This is a genomic window from Neptuniibacter sp. SY11_33 (assembly GCF_047778025.1).
Lineage (GTDB): Bacteria > Pseudomonadota > Gammaproteobacteria > Pseudomonadales > Balneatricaceae > Neptuniibacter.
Genome location: NZ_CP180543.1, coordinates 496,074 through 520,573, shown reverse-complemented (window position 1 = coordinate 520,573; position 24,500 = coordinate 496,074). Strand labels below are relative to the sequence as shown.

1 protein-coding gene is annotated in these 24,500 nt (G+C 46.4%); it reads right to left on the bottom strand.

Features of this window, described 5'->3' with window-relative positions:
• Window positions 1-70: 70 nt before the first annotated feature.
• The gene (locus tag ACMXYV_RS02215) at window positions 71-24,430 is read right to left on the bottom strand and encodes an LEPR-XLL domain-containing protein (protein WP_415890160.1); all 24,360 of its coding nucleotides are present in this window, start codon (window positions 24,428-24,430) and stop codon (window positions 71-73) included.
• Window positions 24,431-24,500 lie beyond the last annotated feature (70 nt).

Below are 24,500 nucleotides of genomic sequence, written 5' to 3'. Positions count from 1 at the left end.
CTGTTACTAAAAACGAAAAGGGCTGCATGCAGATAAGCTGCAGCAGCCCCATATGAAAAGTCTATCCTAATTACTTACGAATATCTTCCCAGCTAACGTAACCAGATTTCTTATTTCTGGCTTTTAGCTGCGTTAATGATTCGCTATCAAGTTTAGAATTTTCCTTCTTCGCATTGGCTTTATTCGCTTTCATTACTGCCCAACCACTGAAGCCTGCTAGTGCAGCTTCTAGGTTAGCAGCTATGCCTGCTGACTCTTCAGTTTGCTCTAAAGTTTCTTCAGAAGCTTTGACTTCGGAATCTTCGATTTGCTCTTCTTTAACCTCTTCAGATTCAACCTGCTCTGCTTCAGGTGCAGCACATTCAGCTGGGACTACGCCCTCTTCGCCTTCAGCGACTTCACCTTCTACAGGTTCACACTCTTGTTGTTGAGCTTCTTCAGGTAGTGCACCCTCTTCTGCAATAGCCTCTTCAGGTAGTTGCTCTTCCGGTTTGTCACCAGCCGCAGTAGGGTCAAACTGGATTACAACATCTACACCCGGTGCAGCAGAACCACTGAAGTTTTGCAGGTCACCTAAACGTCCCAAAGCAGCGATTGCATCATCACTCAACGATGTAGCAACAGCTGTTCGGCTTCGTGCTACCTCACCGAGATCAGAAGCATCGAAGATCTGCTGAGCAATACTCTTATACAAGCCGATTTGGGATGAGCGGATTAGATCGAGTGCGCCTTGAGCGAGGGTGATAACAAAGGTTGCCTGTTCACCTGATGTTTCTGCATCAGCTGCAAATGTGTAACGAGCGTATTCACCCACCATGACATCTTCTGTGAAACTACCGTAGAACAGATCACCACCTGCGCCACCAATCATACGATCAAGACCAGCACCACCACGTAAGATGTCATCATCTCCATCTAATGTGTCGATCACTTCCAAATCTTTAGACTCAAGTACGATCGTATCAGTGTTACGCGTGACCATACCGGCATCACCGGTCATTAGGTCATCACCCGCACCACCGTCTAACTCATCCTTACCAAAACCACCGAAGATGATATCGCGGTCTTCGCCACCCGTTAGCTTATCATCGCCACCCAGTCGGAAATCATCCGTGTAGGCATTCAGATAACGACCATCAGCATCGTTTTTGATGTAACCATCATCACCAATGATGACCGTCTCACCGGACTCATTAGTAACCGTATCATTACCTACACCGGCGATAGCTTGGTCATCACCAGAACCTAATGAGATAGTATCATCGCCACCTGTAGCGTTGGTTGTATCAGTGCTCTCTAGCGTATCGCGGATACCCAGATTGAAGGTAATTGAGCCATTGTCACCAATAACACTGTCATTACCCGCACTCACACTGATCGTGTCATTGCCGTTACCACCAAGGACAATATCATCACCTGCACCAGACTCGATGGTGTCATCGTCGCCTAGTTCATGTTCAACCGTATAAGCCTCAGTAATTACTTCATCCTCACCGTAGTTAAGGACACCGTTATCACCAATGATATGGTCATCTCCACCACCGGTAGTGATATTGTCTTCACCTAGACCAGCAATCACACGGTTATTGCCTTCACCGCCATCGATGATATCACCAGCGGTTGCATCTCCAGCTTCATCAACAGAGAAGAAGGTTTGAACATTACCGTTGCTGTAAAGATGCATCTCACCGAAGTCACCCATGATCCAATCACCACCGGCATTACCCTCGATGGTATCTGCACCAGCACCACCAAAGATGCGATCAGAGCCTTCATTACCCTTAATGAGATCAGCAACTCCCTCTGTTTGCTCTTTGGTTAGTAGGCGTACAAAGCTATTTCCAGCCAACAATGCTGTCGCATGATCACCGAAGATAATATCGTCATCACTTACTGTGATAGCGTCTCCACCATCGCCATTACCACCAAATAGATTATCAGCGCCGATACCACCCATAATTAGGTCATCGCCCTCATTACCTTTAATGGTATCGTTATCGCCGTTAACCAACTCAACAGTTATGACTGAATCAAGCGTTGTAATATCAGTATCACCGTCGTTGTAATCTACAACGGCATGGTCACCGATGAGGATGTCGTGACCGCTACCACCTTCAATATCATCCTGACCATGACCACCCATGATGACGTCGTTATCAGCACCACCTTTCAGAATGTCATTAGCTGCTTCGTCACGGTTTGTTGTGGTAATGCTAACCACTTCCGCCGTGGTTAGGATACGATTTGTACCCGCAACTTGATTAACAACACCTTTGTCACCAAAGATAATATCGTTGCCATTACCGCCATCAATCGTGTCAGAACCAACCGTCAATGTATCTGCGGTTTCAGGGTTATCATTAACACCATCAGCCGTATTAACAACCGTTAGAATCTGGGTCGATAGGCTCAAGCGCTGAGTTAGATCTAAGTTAAAGCCGGCATCACCATAGATATGGTCGTCACCACCTAGACCATAGATTTCATCGTTGCCAGAACCACCGGCAATATGATCACCGTAGTTACTACCTGTCAGGATATCGTTACCCTGGCCACCGTAAATAACAACTGAACCTGTCGCACCGGAGGCATCAATCGTGTCATTACCCGCATTGGCAAATTCACGACCTTTAGTCGTCTTCGCATCAGAGGTCGATGTGTAGGTAGAGCCATCCTGCACAGAATCACCCAACAAGATTAACGGAGCGGCTGCGCCGCCACCGCCAGTCACATAGATCTCATCATCACCGCCACCACCATGGATAACAGTGATAACACCTTCTGCAGTACTTTGGACTGTAAAGGTATCGTCACCTTGACCATTTAACACTTCGACAACTTCAACGTCATTGTACTGAACACCACCAGCACCTATGCCTAAGCCGGTAATAGTGGAATCCGTTAGGAAACCAGTATCATCAGATCGGCTACCATCGTTGAACATATACAACGTATCTGTTTGAGCCGCTTCATCAGTATTGATATCAACGGTTGGCAACGCTTCGTCTGTTTCAGTTGGCAGCATCACCGCTTTAGAAAGCGCACGCTCTTTACCCTCTGGAACAGAACCTTCAATGATCAATTTACCGCGAATCTGATCCAAGGTATGAGGCTGCAACGGAGGATTTTGTACAGGCTGATTCGATGCATCAGGTACATAATCAGGATTCACCGCAACAACAATCTCAACTGGAGAATCCCAATCAGATGCAGTAAAGGTCACTGTGCCATCAGTCGCATTAAAGCGAGGATCTGTGCTACTTACGATAGTTTGACCATCAGTCAGCACATTAACAGTTACCGGATCTGTAGGTTCGGTACTGAGCACCAAACTGTAGTTATCCGTCTCACTGTTACTCACAATGGTAGAACCATTAGTCGGCGTCACTATTACGGTGCCCGTGTCGTTATCGACAACGCTTACACGCAATTCATCAGTCACCACTGCATCAAATTCAGAGCCTACCGCAAGGTCCGTTGTGGTTGTAAAAGTAACTGCCGAACGGAAGACATTCTCTACATCAGTATCGTCAACTGCCGTTACCATTACTGTCTGAGCGTTATCCCAGTTATCCTTATCGAAGGTTAGAACCGTCTTATCAAAATCGATCTCGCCTTCAGCATTCTTCTCTGCAAGAACAACTGTGACGGTTTCGCCATCAGCTGGTGCTTGAGTCAATGCTACAGTGAAGGTATCGCCAGAAGCAGCCCCTTCAACCACACGGGAATCGACATCGGACTGAGTAATGATCAGATCGGCTTGATCATTATCGTAAACAGTCACTTCAACGTTGTTTATATCTAGGTGGTTAAAGTCAGGGTTATCACTCAAGACACTGTGATTGATAACTACAGTACGCTCACCTTCGATCGCTCCGTCGTCCACACCTTTAACATAGATTTTTTGCTTACGTAGCCAGTCATCCACGGAGCCATCTGCTGCAAGAGAATCAAAGTTCAGCACTAATGATTCATAGTAGTTAACACCATCAACGGATACCAATATGCTATCCGCAGGATCTCCTCCGCCAATCGTTGGAAGCTCTTTATCACTGCTAGAAGCGCGTGCTGCAGATACCGTTACATAAGCAATCGTTGCTGCTGTTGGTTTAGCCGCTGTTAGAGAAACTTCGTAGAAGTCATCTAACAGGCCGTTTTCATCAACGACCAAACTACCATCAACCATATCAACCTGAATCTTACCTGTTTCATCATCAGCAACATTCAGTGATACACCATCAACGAAGATACCGTTAAAGCGAGGATCATCACTCCAAACGCTGTGGTTAATAAAGCCACTGCGTCCTTCTACGGAGTAAGAAACAATATCTTCCGTAACATCGCCGGCAACATTAAAGGTATCGCTACCCAAACCGCCGATAATCGTTGTTTCAACATCTTCGCTAGTACTAAGGATAAAGAAGTTATCATCACCTTCTAGGCCATCGACTTCTGCAAACTCGATACCTTCAAAGCCGATATTCAAGCCTGCACCGAAGATACCATCTTCCGTGATCATAAAGTTATCATCAGCTTCTGTACCAAGCACGACTAGGGTGTCATTGCCTGCACCACCGTCGATCTTAAGTGGAGCATTGATGCTGTATTGGATATCGTCAGCACCATCACCACCATATAGTTCGGTTTCACCACCACCTGCTGTTTCAGTGGTGCCTTTCTTCAAGAAGGCACGAACAACAAAGGTATCATCGTCATTTTCACCGTACAGTTTGGTCAATGCCTTGTTGCTGTATACCGTGATCTGATCTTCACCATCACCGCCATAAACAACCATTGGCAAGCTGTTACCGTTACTCAAGAAACCTAGGGTCGTTTCTGTGGTTTCAATCTCGTCACCTACAGTGACATATGGAGCTTGACGATCAGCTCCGTATAGCTGACCGATCTGGAAGGTATCATTACCAGCGCCACCATCCAGCGTGGTGATACTGCTATTATCATCACTGTAGAAACCATCATCTCCGGCATGACCATTAATAGTCAGACGAGCATTAATGTTTTCATTGTAAGTGATGCGCTCTACATTATTCGTAAAACCAGAATCTAGATCACCATGAAGCGCAGCAACAAAGTTTGCACGAAGCAAGAAGGTATCGTTATCAGCGGTACCATTGATTGTTAGGGTATCAGCACCACTGTCACGAGCACCGGTATCTTCAACATCAATCACATAATCCGCATCATTACTTGTGCGGTTGATGGTATAGCGGTCTGTACCCGACTCACCATCTAGGACTAGTTGCTCGGTTCGAGTGTGAAGTTCATTGATCGTAATTGCATCGTTATCAGCGCCACCCTCAATACGGGTATCGCCAACCAACTGGAGTGCATCGATCAAGACAGCATCTTCACCTTCGTTACCATCGATCAGAACATCAACACCAGCGTGAGTTTCAGCAGCATCAGCAGAAACCGTTCCGTAGAACTGGATACTGTCATCGCCAGTACCACCGTTAAAGCTCATTTCAATATCCGCGATCATTACACCAGTAGCACTAACAATAATCGTATCGTTCTCAGCATCACCACGGGTATGAATCGCATTATCAGCCGTAACCAAACCAGAGATAGTAATGGTGCTACCACCGGTATCCGCTACGCTCGTTAACGCTTCAGATAAGGTAAACGCATCACCACTCACATCGATACTATCTGCCAAGATATACACATTGGTACCGTGAACGGTCGCACCGTCTTCAATCAACAGATCATCGCCGGCATAGAGGATAACGTCTGCTTCAGTCGTCAATGTCACGCCCGACTTAATGGTTAAGAAGTCAGCCGTCAGATCGGTACTGTCTGTAGCAATCAGTTCGATATTACCTACAGCAGTAATATCTTCGTCCTGTGTAATCGGACTGTGGGTTACAACTCGGATAGCGCCACCAGCACTAATACCCGGCTTGTTCACATCCAGAACGCCACCGACGGTCAACGCGCCGGTATTATCCAACCAAACACTACCAAGGATCGCTTCTGCTTCTACGCCGCCAACTTCAGTCTTAATAGATTTATCCACAGCACCAATATTGTTAGCTGCTGCTAGATAAACTTTACCGGATGCAACATTACTACCTGTTGCACGGCCATTTAAGATACTGCCATCTGGAGACGCTATAAACGCAGTATTACCGTTTTTAGCTTCAAGCGTATTCAGGTATAGATCACCTAAGGTTTCGGTGATGTAACTATGACCATAACTTGATGTTGTTAAGGTCGCACCTTCAACAGAACCCGTATCAATATCCAGATCATTATCGGCCTCACCGATCGTACCTAGAATAGTCACTAAGGTGATGCTTGCACCTTCTACATCCACTTGCGGCAATGCACCATCAACTAGGCCATTATCAAGCGCATCGATAATTGACTGATGAGCTTGTAGGCGAACATCGCCGCCTGTTGATTTAACGTGATCAATATTCAGGTTGCCATCGCTTTCTGCAAGATTGATATCACCGGAAGCCAATACATTGACCGTACCGGTTGTAGCAGTAGGCGCTGCAACGATATTAACATCTAGGGCGTTATCGGCTTCACCAACGGAACCACCTGCGACAACAAGCTCTATACGGTTTGCGCGAATATTTTCATACTCGTTATCAAGCGCATCCAGCATTGAACCGCTTTCGGTTTCTAGGTAAACCTTATCGCTAGCTGCATAAATACCCGCGACATTCATATCGCCGCTGGCTTCTTTCAGGTAGACACCTTGGGAAGCGCGAGCGGTGAGCGTAGCACCATCATTGAGATCGATACGCAGTGTTTCTGGAGAATCAACACTGCCGGTATAGATGCCACCTTGACCGCCTTCTAGGATCAGATGGCCACCACGGATCACTGTTGTATCCGAGCCTTGGCTCGAGGTAATACCATCTTTAACTTTGATGCGTACTGCATCATCTGCATTACTACCTGCGGTAATATTTGTGATATCCAACTTGCCTTGAGAGCCAATGTACAAGTTAGTGCCAGCATTGACGGTTAGAGTTTGCGTACCGCCTAACTGGGCATCGTCAACGTTAATATCTTCACGCTGATCGATTGCCACATGAGTAATTGTAGAAGTTGTATAACGGCTGCTATCAACAACGACCGCACCACTTTGATCAACACTGTCATCAGCCAGAGAGGCTTCGATCAGATCGGACGTTAAACGGTCGATCAGGTAGTTTACGCCATCAAGAGTAATTACATCGCCAACTACAAAGCTGCTATTCCAATCTTCAGATGCAGCGATAATTGTCTGATTCGTTGGTGACGCCAGTACCTGGGTCACCGTTACAGTTTGAGCAACTTCGCTGCTATCAAACCCAGAACTTAGTGTGATGGTATTTGCTGTAACAGAGGTTATTTCGAAGAATTCACTTCCTTCTGTAGCATTAGCACTATCACCAATCATGCGGATCTGCATACCTGCAGTAAAGCCATCATCGAGCCAAGAACCAGAACCGCGCGTAATTGTGCCAGATGAATCAATATCCACCTCAACGTTCTTACTTTCAATGCTGGTTAGGAAAGCGATATCTGAACGCTCAGCTGCAGCTAGGGCAAATTTTTCATCGTCTGTGTAGTCACCATCAGTTTCGATCGTTACCCCACCGACTGCAGCACCTACACCTGCTGATGCACTTAGGTTAATTGTGCCGCCAGCAACAACGTTTGAATCTTCATTATCAGTTGTGCTGGTTACTGGTTTCAGTAAGCCGGCACTAATTAGATTCATAAGTTCGTCTTCAGTCCAAATTTTAATGCTACCTTCAATCGCATCAATTTCGTCTACTGTCAGGGTATAGCTGTAGTTCGCATCATAAGCGCCTGCACCATATTCGGAGTGCAAAGTGTGATACTGAGATGACTTCTTCGCTTCCAGAGTTGCTATAGCTGCATCAATTTCTGCAGGCGTATTACCTTGCTCTGCATAGAATGTGCGGTAATAGGATTCCTCTTCGGAGGTTAAGCTAACGGCATCATTCGAATCATACGCACCACCAAACTGCTCGTTTCTAATCTGCCAGTAGGATTGATACTCGCTCTCTTTACCAGCTGCGAACACGTCTTTAGCTTGTTGAATCTTATCAGTGACACCAGTCCCATCTGTAAGCTGCAATTCACCCCATACAGAGTCAATCAACTCTTTACGAGTACGATCATCACGTTCAACGGAACTGTTAGCATCAAGCAGAGAACCTGCCAGCACACTGATATAAACATCGCCTGTTTCAGCCGTTGCTTTAAACAGGTGCATATCACCGCTAGTTTCAGCTAAATAGATATTTTGCTTAGCCCATACTTCAACCGCATCACGCAGTTCCGTACCTGAATCAAGTTTTAGTTTTGTAGAAGAACTATTACCTACAGAGCCACCTTCAGCCGTTAAGGTTACAGCCCCTGCTGTAATCAACCCAGAACCGCTTGCAGCCACAGTGATACTTTGCTGAGCCTGGATAATGACGTCAGAACGGTTACCCGCTGTAACAGTGTCGATAGCCAAACTACCAGTAAACTGATCCAGATAGATATCACCTGAAACAGTAGTAGCACTGAAGGATGCAGAAGCATCATCAGTCTGATTCAAGGCCATCATCAACACTGCACTACCAATATCATCTCGGGCATACATGTTGATGTTTTTGCCACCAACATAAGCTTCGCTTGATAGCATGTAAATGCCACCCTGCGATGCTGTCACATTGGTTGTACCACTCGTGTTAGCCAAAGGACCTTTCAATAATAGATCGGAACCGCTACCGGAAGTGCTTAAGTTAATATGCCCTTCACTGTACCCCTGGAACTTGATAGTAATATCATTATCCGCACGGATATCATGAGTATGAGTTTCAGCAACCTTCTCTTCCTGAACATAGTGAGAGTAATAAGTTTTCTTGCCGTACCAAGTACTTGTTGTCCAGTGATCCTTCTCGTACTCATCTGAAGATAGAGAAGTCGTCGTCTTCTCGTAGTTGTAGTTATTCAGCTTATTCGCAGAGGTATCCAGATAATAGTAAATACCTTCATCCGCCAATACTGGCTGGCTATCAACACGCTCATGATCCCAGCTAATATCTGCAGGATCAGGCCATAGGAAATCGATACCCCATAGAGATGAAGAGGACAGAATGGTTTCACGGTAGATCGACTTATCCACATCAATAGACCAACCGGCACGCCATACACCATTTGCAGAGTTACCCACTTCATAGCTCGTTTGACTTGCAATAGCAGAACTACTGATAGTCACTACCTGACCGGTTGATGTGGTGATCGTTGCACCAGAAGCGGTCTTAGTAAATACCGTACCGTCAGCTTCAGTAATAGAAGACTGGTTACCCATATACAATAGGGTTGTAACACCGACTTGATGGCCTGCAGATTTAAGCTGATCAATTACCGATTCAGCACCTGATGTAGTCGCATCACCAAAGGCTGTTTTCTCATACATAGTCACCTGAGGGTCACTACTGCTGCCTTTAGCTTTGTCAGCCATGATTAGCGTACCTGCACCACGCTGTGATACATCAAGGCCTAAAATCTCAATATCATAGTTGGAGGAGTTAGCTACATTGATCGCACTGTAACCACTCAAGAGGCGTACTTCGCCTTTACCTGTATTCAACAGGTGGCCGCGAAGTTCAATATCACCACCGCTAGCACGCACCTCATCGATCAAGATACGTTGGTTTTGTGTATCCCAATACACTCCGAAGAAGCGGTTAGAAAGATCTGTTAGTTTAACTAGACCTACAGAGCTGGCTGTAACATTGCTACTGATTTTAGCCGCCTCAATGTTAGCTTGAGTCAGATTAAGGGTTATATCTTGTTGACCGCTCTGAACAATACCATTGAGGTTGATATATTCGGCGTCGATATAAACTCGATCACCATAGATCATTGAGTTTTCATCAGGTGACTGGTTCAGAATCGTAGTGACATCACTACTGCTTACTTCACCAACACCCTGCCCCTTACCAAAATCAACGTTCTTAGTAACAGTACGTGTGCCTTCTAAAGTGATACCGAAAATCTGGTAAGTGTAAGTCTCCGTAACCTGCATGGTGAGATTTTCACCTTGAGAGTACTCACTCCACAGCGAATATGGCTCACCGCCAGTACTGATATCTGTCAAACCAGTAATAAAGACACTGCCACCAGCCACAATGTTTAGATCCTTAGATCGAATCTCCGCAGTGATCTTAATATCACCACCGCTAACATCATTTTGGATATTAACCAGGCCATTTAAGTTCTCAATATCACCAACGATCTGTATCTCAGGTGTAGGCGCTGCAACACCTGGAGCAGGCTCATAATAGTTGATGATGTTGATTGCTGGATCGCCAGAGGCCGCAACATTGATTAGCGTATAGACATCAGTTTTCGTCGCTTCTTCAACCTCAATACCATTGTGGAACAAGCCACCTGTTGATTCAGGAATTGTCGCACCATGAATCTTGAGGAAGGCTGGCGAATTATTGGTAATAGTGATGCTAGCATCGCCTGGAGCATCAAAAGTACCACTACCCAGCAGGAAGTCGCTTCGAACATTAATAATGCCCGCTTCGGCCCAAACTGGCGCCACTTCAATTGTAATAACTGATTGGTCAATACGGTTTTTACTGATACTACCGTCAGAGTTTGTAACAACTTCCAACAGCCCTTTAGCCAACATCTCATTCTCGATGCGAATAATTTCAGCTTCGTAATAAGCTTTAAGGTCAGCATTGCTGTATTGATACTGAGCATAAGCTTTACGCGCTTCAGCCAACTCTGCACTCAGAGTAGATTCGAGTGCTTGAGAGGTAACTGCATACTCAATACCATCAGAAATTGATGCAATAATTGGATTACCGAAGGCATCCATCCCAGAAATAATTAGTTCTTGATGACGGTTAATACCTGTTTCGATCGTACCATTAACCGTTACCGTACCCGTCGCATCAGAGTGGATATAACCATCATACTGCTCGGCACCGCCACCACCAGTAACACTGTTGATGGCATCACCTGCAGCACTTGCCCAGTTAACCGCTTTGGCTTTACCCGTCATATGCGCTAAACCAAAGTCTTCCGCATACAAATTAGCATCGCGAGCAGTTTTAAGATGGGCGCCCGCATCAACCGTAATTGAGTTTGTCTGCACCAAGGTAGAGGATGCATCTACATCATCGATTGGAATCGCGCTACCGGCAAAGCTATCGGTACGTGCTTCGATTGTGTACTGATCACGTGTTTTATCTGTACCAATACCTGCTAGTAGGTTTAGATCGCCGGCGGCTTCAATTTGAACATTGGTACCGACATTAACTTGGTTAACCGGCTGAATATTTACAGTAGTACCAGCTATACCTACAGTAGCAGCACCATAAGTATCCATATTCACTTTAGCTGAAACCGTACCCTGACCACGAGCAGAGAACGTTACATCACCCACACTGCTTAACTGGGCACCACTGCCAATAGCTACTTGGCTTAAATTCTGACTGGTAGAGATATTTGCATTAGCGCCTACGCCTGAAGCCAGACCCGCTGAAGTCAGTGTGATCTTATCCTTAACATCCAGTTTATTCAGAGCCGCTATGCTCAAGTTACCTGGATTAAATGCAGATCCCACCACATCCAACTTCGCGCTTGCGCCAACATTTACCGTCGTACTAATGCTCAGGTCGATATCGCTATCAGCGCCAGCTCCCGCAAGAGCACCGCCAACAGTGCCGTCAATGCCGGTTTGATTTTTACTAAGAGCGTTGGTCGCCGAAATATCCATAGAGCGGGCATCCATATCGGTATTGGCACCGATAGACACGCTGACTGTAGCATTCACATCATGATCAGCTTCAGCGCCACTCCCCGCTAATGCACCACCACCAACAGTACTGATTTCACCGTTGAATTTCGCAGTATGGTCCGCGGTAACCATTACCGCGCCATTAGAGGCATCATCCAGATCAATACTACGACCCGATGTATGACCACCATCGATGATTGCTTGAGTATTGCTAGTATTATTCGTTGTAACAGCAGCGCCCGCACCAGCCAATACACCACCACTACCGGCATCGGCCACAGCAAAGTTGTCATCATTTCCAGTAGCTACCAGATTTAAACTACCACCATCGATATCAACGTTGGACGCAATGCGAGCTTTAGTTGTCGTATTTGAAGAGACAGTTGCAGTACTCGCGCCCGCAGCCACAATGCCACCGGTATTGCTATCAGAATTCGCTTTTTGACGCGTCTCTGTAACAGCCGCAATCGTTACGGCACCCGCCACAACCAAGTTCGAATTGGCACCAATGATGCTTTCAACAACGCTTGTAGTTGAAACTTCACTTAGCGTTGCGTTCACACCAACAAGCGAGCCAGAAGAGCCGGTAGATTCAGCACTAATGCCATTACCGCCATCTTTAACATCTGTTGCAGCCATCACATTAAGGGCTGCAGCATCAAGATTAATACTGCCCTCAGTACCGTCAGCAGAACCTAATGTTGCAGAAACATTAGCATTCACATCTACATCGGTCAGCGAAACACCAACTGTTAAACCACCTGCTGAGACACCGAGCATATCGGTCTCAATCTCTGGCGTAGCCACAGCAGAGACCGTAACAGTGCCTGTTACATCTATATCAGAGCCTTTACCTATACGAGCAGATACCGTTGGAGAGTAAGAGATATTCGCATCATTACCAGCTCCTGCGCCTAAGCCTGCTGCAACTGCAGTAACCTCTAGATCTACATTAAGATTATTAACAGCCGTTACATTGACATCCGTAACCGTGAAGCCAGAAGTACTACTTTGACCAACCTGAGCATAATCACCTAAATAAGATGAAGTAGAACCAGAAACAGACACATCTCCAACAGCAGCCCCTGCTGCTGCAACACCTGCAGATACACCGACAATATCAATATTGATATCGCGATTTGCTGCGGCATTAATATTTAGAGAACTCGCTTTGACAATTTTCGCGCCGTTGGCATCACTCGTACCATTTTCGATATAAGCGGACTGATTGCTGCTATCGTTAAGCACTGCAACCTGTGCGCCTAGGCCCACAGTACCTGCAGAACCACCGTAAACTTCGATATCAACATCAGAGGTGTAATCAGCATCAACCGTGACAGCTCCACTTGCCTCGATAGAACCTGCATTACCAACCCAAGCGGTAGTATTACTCCCTAAAGAGGTGACAGATACGGTACCACCCACACTAACGCTACCACCAACCGCAGCACCGCCAGTTAGAACATCAACATTAATGTTCTCATCCGCTTTAACCGTCACTGACGCTGTAGATACTCGGACGCTACTACCATCTACTGGATTAACACCATCAACACCTTGGATGGTAACGGCGTCACCAATATATGCGCGTGTGCTATATGGATTGCTGTTATCAGCTTTAATATCTAAAGTTGAAAAGGAGCCACTGCTTAGTGTGCTATCGCCTTTAGCTTGTGCTCTCTGTGCAGAACTGTCACTACCTAAACCACTAACAGTGCTATTTCCAAAGCCTGAAGCCACACTTGATTGAGAAGCTGTTAGTTCACTATCATTTTCGCCATCTGGACCTGTGCCTATCGAGATATAAGATACTGCACCGCTAATCCCGGCTGTTGCGCCACCCGCAAAGGCCAAAACATTAGATTCAACATTCTTCGTTGCTGTCGCTTCTACACGGACAGCACCTACCGTCGTAAGAACTGATCCCGCGCCAATATGAGCATCGACTGTGTTATTAATGGTGATTACGTCAACTGAAGCACCAATACCACCACCGCCAACAGATACGGAACCTATAGCACTCGCACTCTCTTTGTTTACATCAATAACATGATCGGCTGTAACGGTTACGCCTTGAAGTGCTGCTACCGTTGTTGAACTACCTAAATATGCAGAAGTATGAGAAGTGCTGCTCAATACGCCAACTGACGCGGCTAATGCACCAAGACCCGCACCACCTGCTGCAACAAGAGCGTCAGAGCTTTCTTTAGCATTAGCTGTTACAGAAACTGAGCCACCAATTCCACCAACACCATCTGATTCCGAAACCAGAGAACTACTGCCAGAAGTATAAGCCTTGGTAGTTCCTTCAAATAGAGCAACACTTACAGATGCACCAGCACCAACAGCTCCCAAGGCCAGTGATACATCATCAAAACTCATATCGACATCAGAATCCGCACTGATTGTGATATCACCGTAAGAATTCAGATCTGCAGCATTTACATAAGCCTCTGTAAGAGAACTAGATTTAAAGGCCGATGCTGTTCCTGATGCGCCTACATAGAGTCCACCACCCGCACTGACAGCAACAGTATCTAAATCTTCATCCGAAACCGCGGAAACACTGATACCTTCAGCAGCGTAAACATCTTTACTCTTACTATTCCCATCGATATAGGCACGCGTAGTATTATTGATAAAGTTAGTGTCAACAGTCGCAGCGGCGCCGCCACCAGAAAGTCCAACGCCAACAGCACCACCACCACTTACGAAATCAGTTTCTTGATGGGCATTAACTTTTAGATACTTACCGCGGTCAGTAGAACTGTTAATTGTAGAGTTACTTACACGAGCTTCTGAAGTATTCGCTACGCGGTTTACCAATACGTTAGCAGCAATCCCTACTACACCAGACACACCACCGGCACCCGCATAAGATTCTAGGTTGGTGAGTACATTGGAGCGAACAGAAATCCCATTTACAGTTTCTGTCGCTGCGCCATCAGCTGCGGTAGTTTTAACATTTACGCCATCTCCCAGTCCCTGAGCCGATACCGTTGCGTTATCAATGTATGCGAATGAGCCGTTATCTAGTTGATTAACGGTAACCGCACCACCGATACCTGCAGTACCCGAGGCGCCTATAGAACCCACGATGCCCTCTGAGGTATCTTTAGATTCAGCGTAAACAGAAATACTGCCATCAGTCGTCACTGTCGCTGAATCGATGAAAGCATTTACCTGACTTTCCAGTAGGTTCGCACCAGCAGATCCGGCTACACTTGCAGTTCCAGAACCGGAAACGCTGGCTACTAGAGTTTTCACGGTAGAATCGGATAAGGATTCGATTACGATATCGCCGTTGTTACCCGCAGTGATCGTAACCGTTGTACCTGAACCGGATACACCAGCAGAAATGTTGTTAGCAATTTCGTTATAAGCAACTGCACCACTAACGGAAGCCGTTCCCGAAGCTGCAATCACCACAGCTCCTGAACGGATCGTTGAAGAATCCGTAGCACGAAGCGTAATATCACCTGTGGTTGTTACCTGAGCACCATTGCTAATGGTCGCTTCAACATCTTTCTTGATCCAGTTAAGCGATAGCGCACCTGAAACAGCAACTGTACCCGCTCCCGCGGCACCAACAGCGAGAGAATTAATATTGGCATTAGCGATCGCATTCATTGCTAAAGTACCGGCGTTAACCGTTGCATTATCAATGTAAACTTTTGCGAAGTTCTTACGAGTTGATGCCGGATCATCCGGATCACCACCTACATAGTTGTACGCTACGGCAGCACCAACCGCGCCGGTGCCTGCCCCAGTTAAACCTGCGGCAAGTGAGTTCAACGTAGCTTGATCCGAAGCACGAAGACTCAAACCTCCCGCATTAGCAGTGACAGTAGCACCATCCGACACAAAGGCTTCTACTTCATTACGGATCCAGTTCAGGCTCAACGCACCAGCTAAACTTGCCGTACCTGCACCAGAGCCGCTAACTGCAAAACTCCAAATCTGAGCATCTAAAATTGGATCAGGGTTTTCGTCATCATCAGCAGCATTCGCTGCATAAGTATCAGCCTGATTAGAAGCATCACCTACTGTAGGTAATTGGTCAGTATTTAGTACTTCTGCAGCAACATTCACGTCACCCGTAGTCGCCGTAGCCGTTGTACCAGAGCCCTCTATACTTGCGCTAATACTGCTACGCATATCATTCGTAGCAGAAGCAATAGAGGCAGCTGCGGTACCAGCACCGGAACCACCACCAGCGACAATAATCATAATTGGTGTAACAGTTGCACTCACATCAACATCAGTATGCGCGGTTACATCAGCCCCACCTTTAATCAGGGCACTCACAATATTGCGCATAAAGTTGATGGAAACAGAACCGGCTACAGCAACAGTGCCTGCACCCGCAGCACCGATAGTGACATTAATAATGCTGGCATCAGCATGGGCTGCCACTTCAACGCCCGCAGCTGATGAATCAACTTGTGAATTGTCGATGTACGCAAGTACCTGCCCGGCATCATCAGTCAGTCGGCTACTATCAACTGTGCGGCTAGGATCCTCAGGCGTTCCTCCAACATAGTTATAAGCTAATGCAGCGCCGATTGCTGTTGTTCCTGCGCCAGAAGCACCAACAGCCACACTGATCATATCTGCGTCATCACGGGCATTAACTTTGATATCACCAGTTGCATCTACATCAGCACCACCGCTGATATACGCCTGAACATTGTTATGCAGCCAGTTCAAAGAGATCGCAGCACCTGCTGCAAAGGTATTAGCACCTGCACCAGCTACAGTAACATTAATAATTTGCGAGCTAGTATCGGCTTCATCTGGAAGATCAGCTGTATCAACACCAAGGCTGTTAAGATCAGCGGCCGTCGTAGGCGCAGCAAAACCCGCAGTAACAGATACATTGCCGGCAGATGAGTTAACCGTAGAACCATCGATATAAGCCTTGATGGTATTGCCAACATCGGTTGTGGAAACTGCAGCGCCAATTGCAGCAGTTCCTGCACCCGCTCCCGCACCAGCAACAACCACCATTGTTGTGCTATCAGCAGCAGACACAGAGATATCACCCGTCGCATGAAGACCTTTATTTGGCGTTCCAGATGAAGACGTATCCAAACTGTTAGTTACTTTAGCTTCTACAGTATTAGTGACTTCATTAACCGAAACAGACCCGCCTAGAGCAAATGTATTTGCCCCGGCGCCACCAATAGCAACGCTCACCAAAACTTCTTCAGCGATCGCTGTAACGTTAATATTGGAGTTCAAACCAGTCATGTGGATAAATGAGTCATCCACCTGCGAAGTGATTGTATTACCAATCAAGTTAACGCCAATGCTTGCTCCCAGAGCGACTTTCCCAGCTCCCGCACCTGCGCCTGCAATACCTACACTTGTTGAGGAGTCTTGCGCTATGACAGAAGTCGAAGTGTTATCGCCTCGACCTTCAATCGTACTATTAAGTACTTTTGCCGAAACAGTGTTAGCTGTCTGGTTAGCAGAAACTGATGCTCCTATAGCCAATTTGTTAGTACCAGCACCACCAAGTGCAATACCAATTAATGAACTGCTTTCGAGCGCCTTAACCGTAACATTTCCATCAGTTCGTATCGTAGAACCTTCTACACGGGCTTTAACCGTATTGGTCATAAAGTTCAGTGCTAGCGCAGCACCCAGACCGGCTTTACCACCGGCAGCAAAACCACCCGCGAAAGAGAAGATTGAAGAATCATCCAATGCAGATACAGTAACATCGCCTGCAGCATCCGTTGTCGTGGTTGTATTCAAGATGGCCGCATCAACATCGGTATCAACCATATTGATAGATAGCGTACCCGCTAAACTTAGACCACCAGAACTGCTAGTCGATACGCCAACAGTGCCTGTTACTGCGACGAGTAGGCCATCCGCCTTCGCATTGACATCTAAGCCAGAGGTATATTTAAGACTACCAACGTTATCAATCTTCGATGTAACAGAGTTCTCTATCTCAGAGAAGGCAACAGAAACACCTGCACCCGATTTACCACCAAACCCAGCAGCACCGGCAACAAGAATTAGGTTACTAGAATCATCTGCATGCATTGACAGATGACCATTCACAACAACAGTTGGCGTATTGGTAATACTTGTTTCGGTTGAGTAAGTAATACGTGTAACCGCAACAGAACCGCCAACCGCTGTACCTTTCTGACCGGTTGCACCTGCAACACCTACATTGATAGAAACAACCCAGCCTGTGCGAGTCGCATCCATATCTAAGCGTGGCGTAGTAATCGTACCAGCATTATCGATAAATGCTGCGCTCTTACCACCAATCAAGTTGATACCAATAGCACCGGCAATACCGGTTGCTGATTTACCTGTGCTAGCTGAAGAGATTGCTGCAGAACCCGCAAGTGAACCTATCGCTGTAGAATCATCTGACTTAATCGTAATCGTGCTATCACTGTCGGTAGTAGTTACAGCACCACTCGAATCGATATAAGCCCAAACATCATCTTCAACATAATTAATGGTTACTGAGCCAGAAATACCAATACCCGACTTACCTGCATTTTCACTAGCCGTAGAGCTACCTGAAGAGCCTGATGAGCTATCTGTTTCACCAAAGCGTGCTTTTAGCTCAGCAATAACATTGTCGTAATTTTTCTGGTTGTTCGGCAGTTTACCCGGGTCATCGGTTTCACTCTTAGAGCCATCCGAATTGTTCTGACTAACACCCGTACCACCCGATTCTGGAGTAGAACTGCTGGATGTTTTGGCACCGGAGATCGCAAGCGATCCAATAAAGCCTTCGTGATCAGCTTCGACTGTTAAATCACCAGCAACAGTCACAGAACCTTTAGTTGTCGCAACATCCTCGCCATCGCGAGCACCAATAAGCGCTTCCGTTTCGCGATCAACAATGTTTCCAGATACAGCTGCACCTACACCTACATGTTCAGATGCAGCGATTCCGCCTGCAACAGTAATTAGATAGGCGTCATCTTTAGCTTTAACTTGCAAAGATGGTCCGCTACCGCCGATATCACCACTACCTACATTGATAGTCGCGCCTTCAGCGATCTGTGCAATTGTGCTGTTATCAATCTCATTGATGATAACGGCACCATTGAAAGCGATATTGTCAGACTGACCACCGGAGGCACCAAAAGTTACACCTACGGTTTCATTGTCAGCAACCACCTTCAGAGCATCTGCATCAAGCAGAACACCATCTTCAATTTTGGCAGTCGAATTACCAGTAAAGCCATGATAAAGAACGGTCAAACCTGCAGCGCTACCGCCATCTGCTGATGATGATCCAGCACCGCCACTTTCCCACGAAGGAGCCCAAGTACGCTGTTTATTATCACCAGAACCCGTTGTATTGCCTGAAGAGATACCTGGCGTTTTGAAGTTACCACCTAAAGCTGCTAGGTGGTTGATGCTGTTTGCGGTAACAATTACATCACCCGGTGTACCAGATGAAGCTAAACGTTGATTGATCTCAGCACCAGACTTAATGCGCGCATCCGAATCCTGCTCGATAAACATCGCAGTACCGGCACCAGCCAAGGACAGCTTCTGCCCTTCCGCAGTCGCGACTGACCAGCTATCGATCAAGTTATTATCTAAGCCTAAATTATCATCAAGGTATGTTGTGAGCTGACCGATAAAGCCTGAGGATTTCTCAGCAAATGGATTTACCTCTTCCCAATCCCCAGTAGTGAAATCGACCGTAGAAAGATCAAAAGTCTGTTCATGTGTCCCTGTGTATTCGTAGAAGGAACCAACACTACCACCGGCAGTATGACCTTGTTTAACTTCAACAACGCCTTCAAGTTTGATCGGCTGATCGTAATCTTGAGTCGTATCATAATCGGCTTCAATGCTATCGCCGGATACAAGTGGTGCGATTAAGTTTGCACCCCACAAGCCTAATGGATCGATCTGGTTAAGAGCCTGCGCATCGACAGTTAACGTACCTTCGGTATCAACCTTAGCTCCGCTATTAATCAGCGCATCAGCATCGTTTTCGAAAATACCAACGACCATCGCGACGGAACCGCCTGTATTTGCCTGCGGACCTTTGGATGAATCATCTTTGTTCTCATCATCAGCGCTAGAGGAAGCGGTTACATCTGGTCGCGAAGAAACAACAGCTTTAACAGTGATATCACCGGAAGAGGTAATATCACCACTATCAGAATCTCCATCTGAGGCACCATCGCCAATGCGAGCATCGGCTTTGTTCTTATCAATAACAACTGCTGTACTAAAGCTAGCATCAAATTTCCAAGGATCGCCTGGAGGGTCTGAAGTCAGTTTGCCTTTAATAGCATTAGAAACCTTGGTAATAAAACCACCGGTTAGGCTATCAACCCCGGCGGTCATTTTCTCTTTAGCAGTGGCTTCGGTATCTTCTAATAGATTACCTTTTGAATCTGTGCCTGTTGCAGATACCGCCTGAACACCATTAACGAGGGTTGGCACAAAGATCATTTCTGACGCTTCAATGGCTGCTTTTTCCATCTCAGCTGTTACAGAAATACTATTGGAGCTGTTCACTGTCCCGTCTAAGTAAGCATTGGTATTACCATCTTCATAACTAAAGGCCAGCGCTACACCTAAAGCACCTGTATCACCAGAGATAGAACGTGCCATCGTACGGTTTTTATCAACGGTATTAGCATCAACTGTTAGATCACCACCGACATTAAGGATGGCATTATCTTGCACATGAGCAGTAGATTCAGAATTAGTCACACTAATAGCAACGCTTGTTGCTATAGTCCCTGCCGCTGTTGGGTCGGCAAGTACATTCGTGGTGTTATCCACATTAGTGCGGACAATTAGATCATCGGTTGTTGTAATCTTACCGTCGATCTCGACTTTCGCGGTGTTATCGATGACACCCGCGGCACCAGCAAACGCCCAACCTGTTGGAGAAGCTGAAACATTCACAATCGAAGTAGCATCAGCAATAAAGTCTTCAGCTTCGATCTCAGTTTCTTTACCGATTTTAACTTGTGCATTACCTTTCGCATAAGACACAGCGGCAAACAGCGCGAAACCTTCTGCAGCTTCAGCAATACCTTCTAAGCCAAAGGCCACATACTCATCTAGAGCAAAGTCCCAGTGATCTGTATCTTTGATGTAGTGCTGAGCATTAGCACGGGCATAAACAACAACATCGCCACCTTTGATAAGGGTATGTTCACCACCAGCACCTTCGGTCTGCCCAATAGTAACAATCGACTCAATAAAATCGATATTGGCGAAACCAGAAGTCCAATCTAAGCGATCATCCAGACCATAAATCGTAATATCACCGGCAGTACCTGCATTATCGTCCTTAGCGATTAATTGGGCACCCTCATCAATTGTGATGTTGATACCTTCAAGGTAAATATCACCGGATACACCACCATTTACGCTGGTATCTATGGTGAAGCCTTTGATTTCTATTGTGTCGGCTAACAGCTTTAGGTTTATTCCTGACAGCGTGATGTTCTCGCTAACAACAAGCTTGTTTTTGTTACCGTCGCTGTCATCATTACCTTTTAGGGTTTGAGTTCCCGCTGCTGCCGCTGGGTCACCAGCATCATCAACCCAGTTGACCCAACCGAAATCGTCTTGAGTTACAAATCCATCGGTATCTAGCACCACCACTTCATTTTCAGTACCACCACCAACATTAATGGTTACTGTGTCATGGTTAGCAGGGTCAGCATCGGTATTATCAAGGTTAGAAACATCAAGAATAAAGGTATCGCTCTGCGCACCACCTTTAAGAGTATCTGTACCGCCGCCTGTAGCGAGGGTTACCGAGGTTAACGAGTAATCAGAGGCATCTAATGTGTTTGCACTCGCACCACCCGTCAGCGTGATTTGCTCTATATTCTTTAGCTTATCCGCGGTATCAGAACCAATAACTAGCTCTGCGTCATGAGTTGCAGCTGCAGCGTCGGACAGAGTCATATTCAGATCGAATGTTTCTGTAAGATGGTCTTTACCACCCTGTCCATCGATCGTATCAGCACCAGCACCGCCAACTAGAACATCAGCGCCACCAGAACCTACTAGCGTATCCGCACCGGCTCCGCCAGAAAGCGTAACGCTACCCGTACCTAGAGTATCGCCTGTTACTGTTGTTAAACTACCCGTGAAGGAAAGCCCTAAATCTTCAGCAGTGGTTGAGCTATTGAGAGAGCTAATCTCAGTAATAGCAGCACCAGAACTGGTGATTTGAATCGCGATACCATCCAGCACTGCGGTAAGTGCAGTATTGGCGTCAGTAATAAGATCAAGTACGTCCTGAACAGTATTTGCCGTACTTAGATCTATCTCTATATCGGTTGAACCAAGCTTAACTAGGAGGTCATTGCCCTGACCAGTACCTACGCCAAAGCCATTATTTAAGTAATAAAGCTGAGTAGTTGCATCTACATTACTAAAACCTGATGCATCAAGCGTATTAGCACCAGCACCGCCTGTCAGCTCTGCGCCTTCAATACCTGTTAGAACATCGTCTTCCGAGCTGGTCGCAGCATCTGCCGCATTAAGAAGGGCCGACGAAGTCAAATAGAAGTGACGATCACCGGTTTCCGACAAGATGTCATTACCTGTTCCACCATCAATGTCATCTTCACCAGCACCGCCAGAAAGTATGTCGTTACCGGACCCACCTTTCAGAATGTCAGCGGCTGAACCACCACGGAGAATATCATCACCGGAACCAGCGTCTAGTGTCACAGAACCAGAGAACCCAGAAGCATCCAGAATATTAGCGCCCTGTCCTGTAGTAAGTTCTGCTTGCTCAACGCTTGTTATCGTGTCGTCTTCAGTAAAATGTTGAGTAACTGCTACTGATGCAGAACCTCCGGTCAGATTAGTATCATCTAGGGTTAGATCTACCACATTGCTATCAGCAAGATTACCGGTAAAAGAGATGGTCCACTCAGCTGTACCATCTACAGGATCAGTGGAAGCATCCATGTCACCCAGTGCTACAGTGACATCTTGTTCACCAATATTAGATAAGCTACGAAGCGCCGCTTTAATTTCAGCAACAGAAGCATTATAGGCAATAGCAGCAGTTGTTTGACCGTCAAAGGTCAGGGTAAAAGTTCCTGAAGTCACACCAGTTAGGGTGATAAGCGCTGTTTCGTTTTTGCTAGACGTTAAAGTCGAGCTAGCAGCAGTGCCAACCAAAGCAAAATGCCCGTTGCTGCTCTCCACCAAGGTATCAACACCACTAAGGCCTTCGATTGTATCGGCACCAAAACCACCGGTTAGGATATCTGCTTGCGCTGAGCCAGTGATATTATCGTCACCTGCGCCACCATCTATACTTACGCCACCTTTGGTAAAGGTTGCAGCAGTGATTGTGTTACCAGAATCACCGCCGGTAAGTAGCGCGGTTTCAACATTACTGATACTGTCTTCATCTGTACCATTGATGACAATTTTAGTGTCTTCAAGAGCAATATTTGCATCACGAGTGACGACTACCGTATCACCGGCACCACCTAAGCCATCAATGGTGTCGTTTCCGGTTCCGCCTTGAATGGTATCGTTATTTGCAGTACCCGTAAGAATATCTGCACCCGCGCCACCATCAATACTTACGCCATTAACACCTGTAAATGCTGAGGCATTAATTGTGTTATCGCCATCACCACCCGTAAGCGAAGCCGCTACGAAGCCAGAGATAGAGTCTTCGCCAGAACCTGCCAGCTCACCATCAAAGCGAACTTCCGTATCAGTTAATGTGATATCTGCATCACGATTAACAACCAACGTATCGTCTCCGCCTCCACCGATCAGAGTGTTAGCGTTGCTATTACCAGCAATAGTATCTGCATGACTAGAACCTGTAACGTTATCGAAACCAGTCACAGAAGCAAAACCGGTCGCATAGCCACCAGCTAAATCAACCGTTACACCAATACCATAAGAAGAATAATCTAAGGTATCACCAGCAGCACCGGTTAGGTTTTCAACACCCGTAAAACTGACACTATTAACTGCACCGGAGTAAGTATCTGTTAATGACCAAGATGCAGTAGCTGAAACGTTTGCAACAGTATCGTCCCCGTCTCCGCCCTCAATATTCGCGACACCGCTAAAGTTAAGGTTTCCTTCATCAGCACTACCGCTGCCAGAACCCGTTAAGCTCCATTGTGTATCAGCACTTGTGCCTACAACGGTGTCATCACCAGTACCACCATTGAAATTAACCACAAGCCCCGTAGTGTCATCTAGCAGACTATTTTCGAGGGTAAGAGATTCGTCTGAGCCATCAACACCATTAATGGTAAGGCTATCAAGAACAGTCGTACCGGCATCATCAATAAGGGTATATTCCTGAAGCACGGCAGAGTCTTCAGAGTCAGCAGTATTATCAAGAATCTGAACGAGGGTAATGTCATCTTCTTGAAGTAATCGAACTGTTAAATCAGCATTAGCAGCTGCTGCAAAAACAGGATCGGCAGATAAGAGTAATCGTGGCTCTAGCGATTCGAGCCTGAAACGATCATTTCGTAAGGCATTTTTGGCGGTCGCAGGCCTTTGCGCACCCTCGTTAGGCACTCCTAAATTAGCTCTGTTAACTGCATTCCAAAGCCTACTTTTTGCCGTATCATTCCGTTTAATCGCCATGCCATTACCCTCAAATCGGTCCTGCCGAAGACCATTCTATAAATGCCGAAAAACCGGATCGACGCTGCCA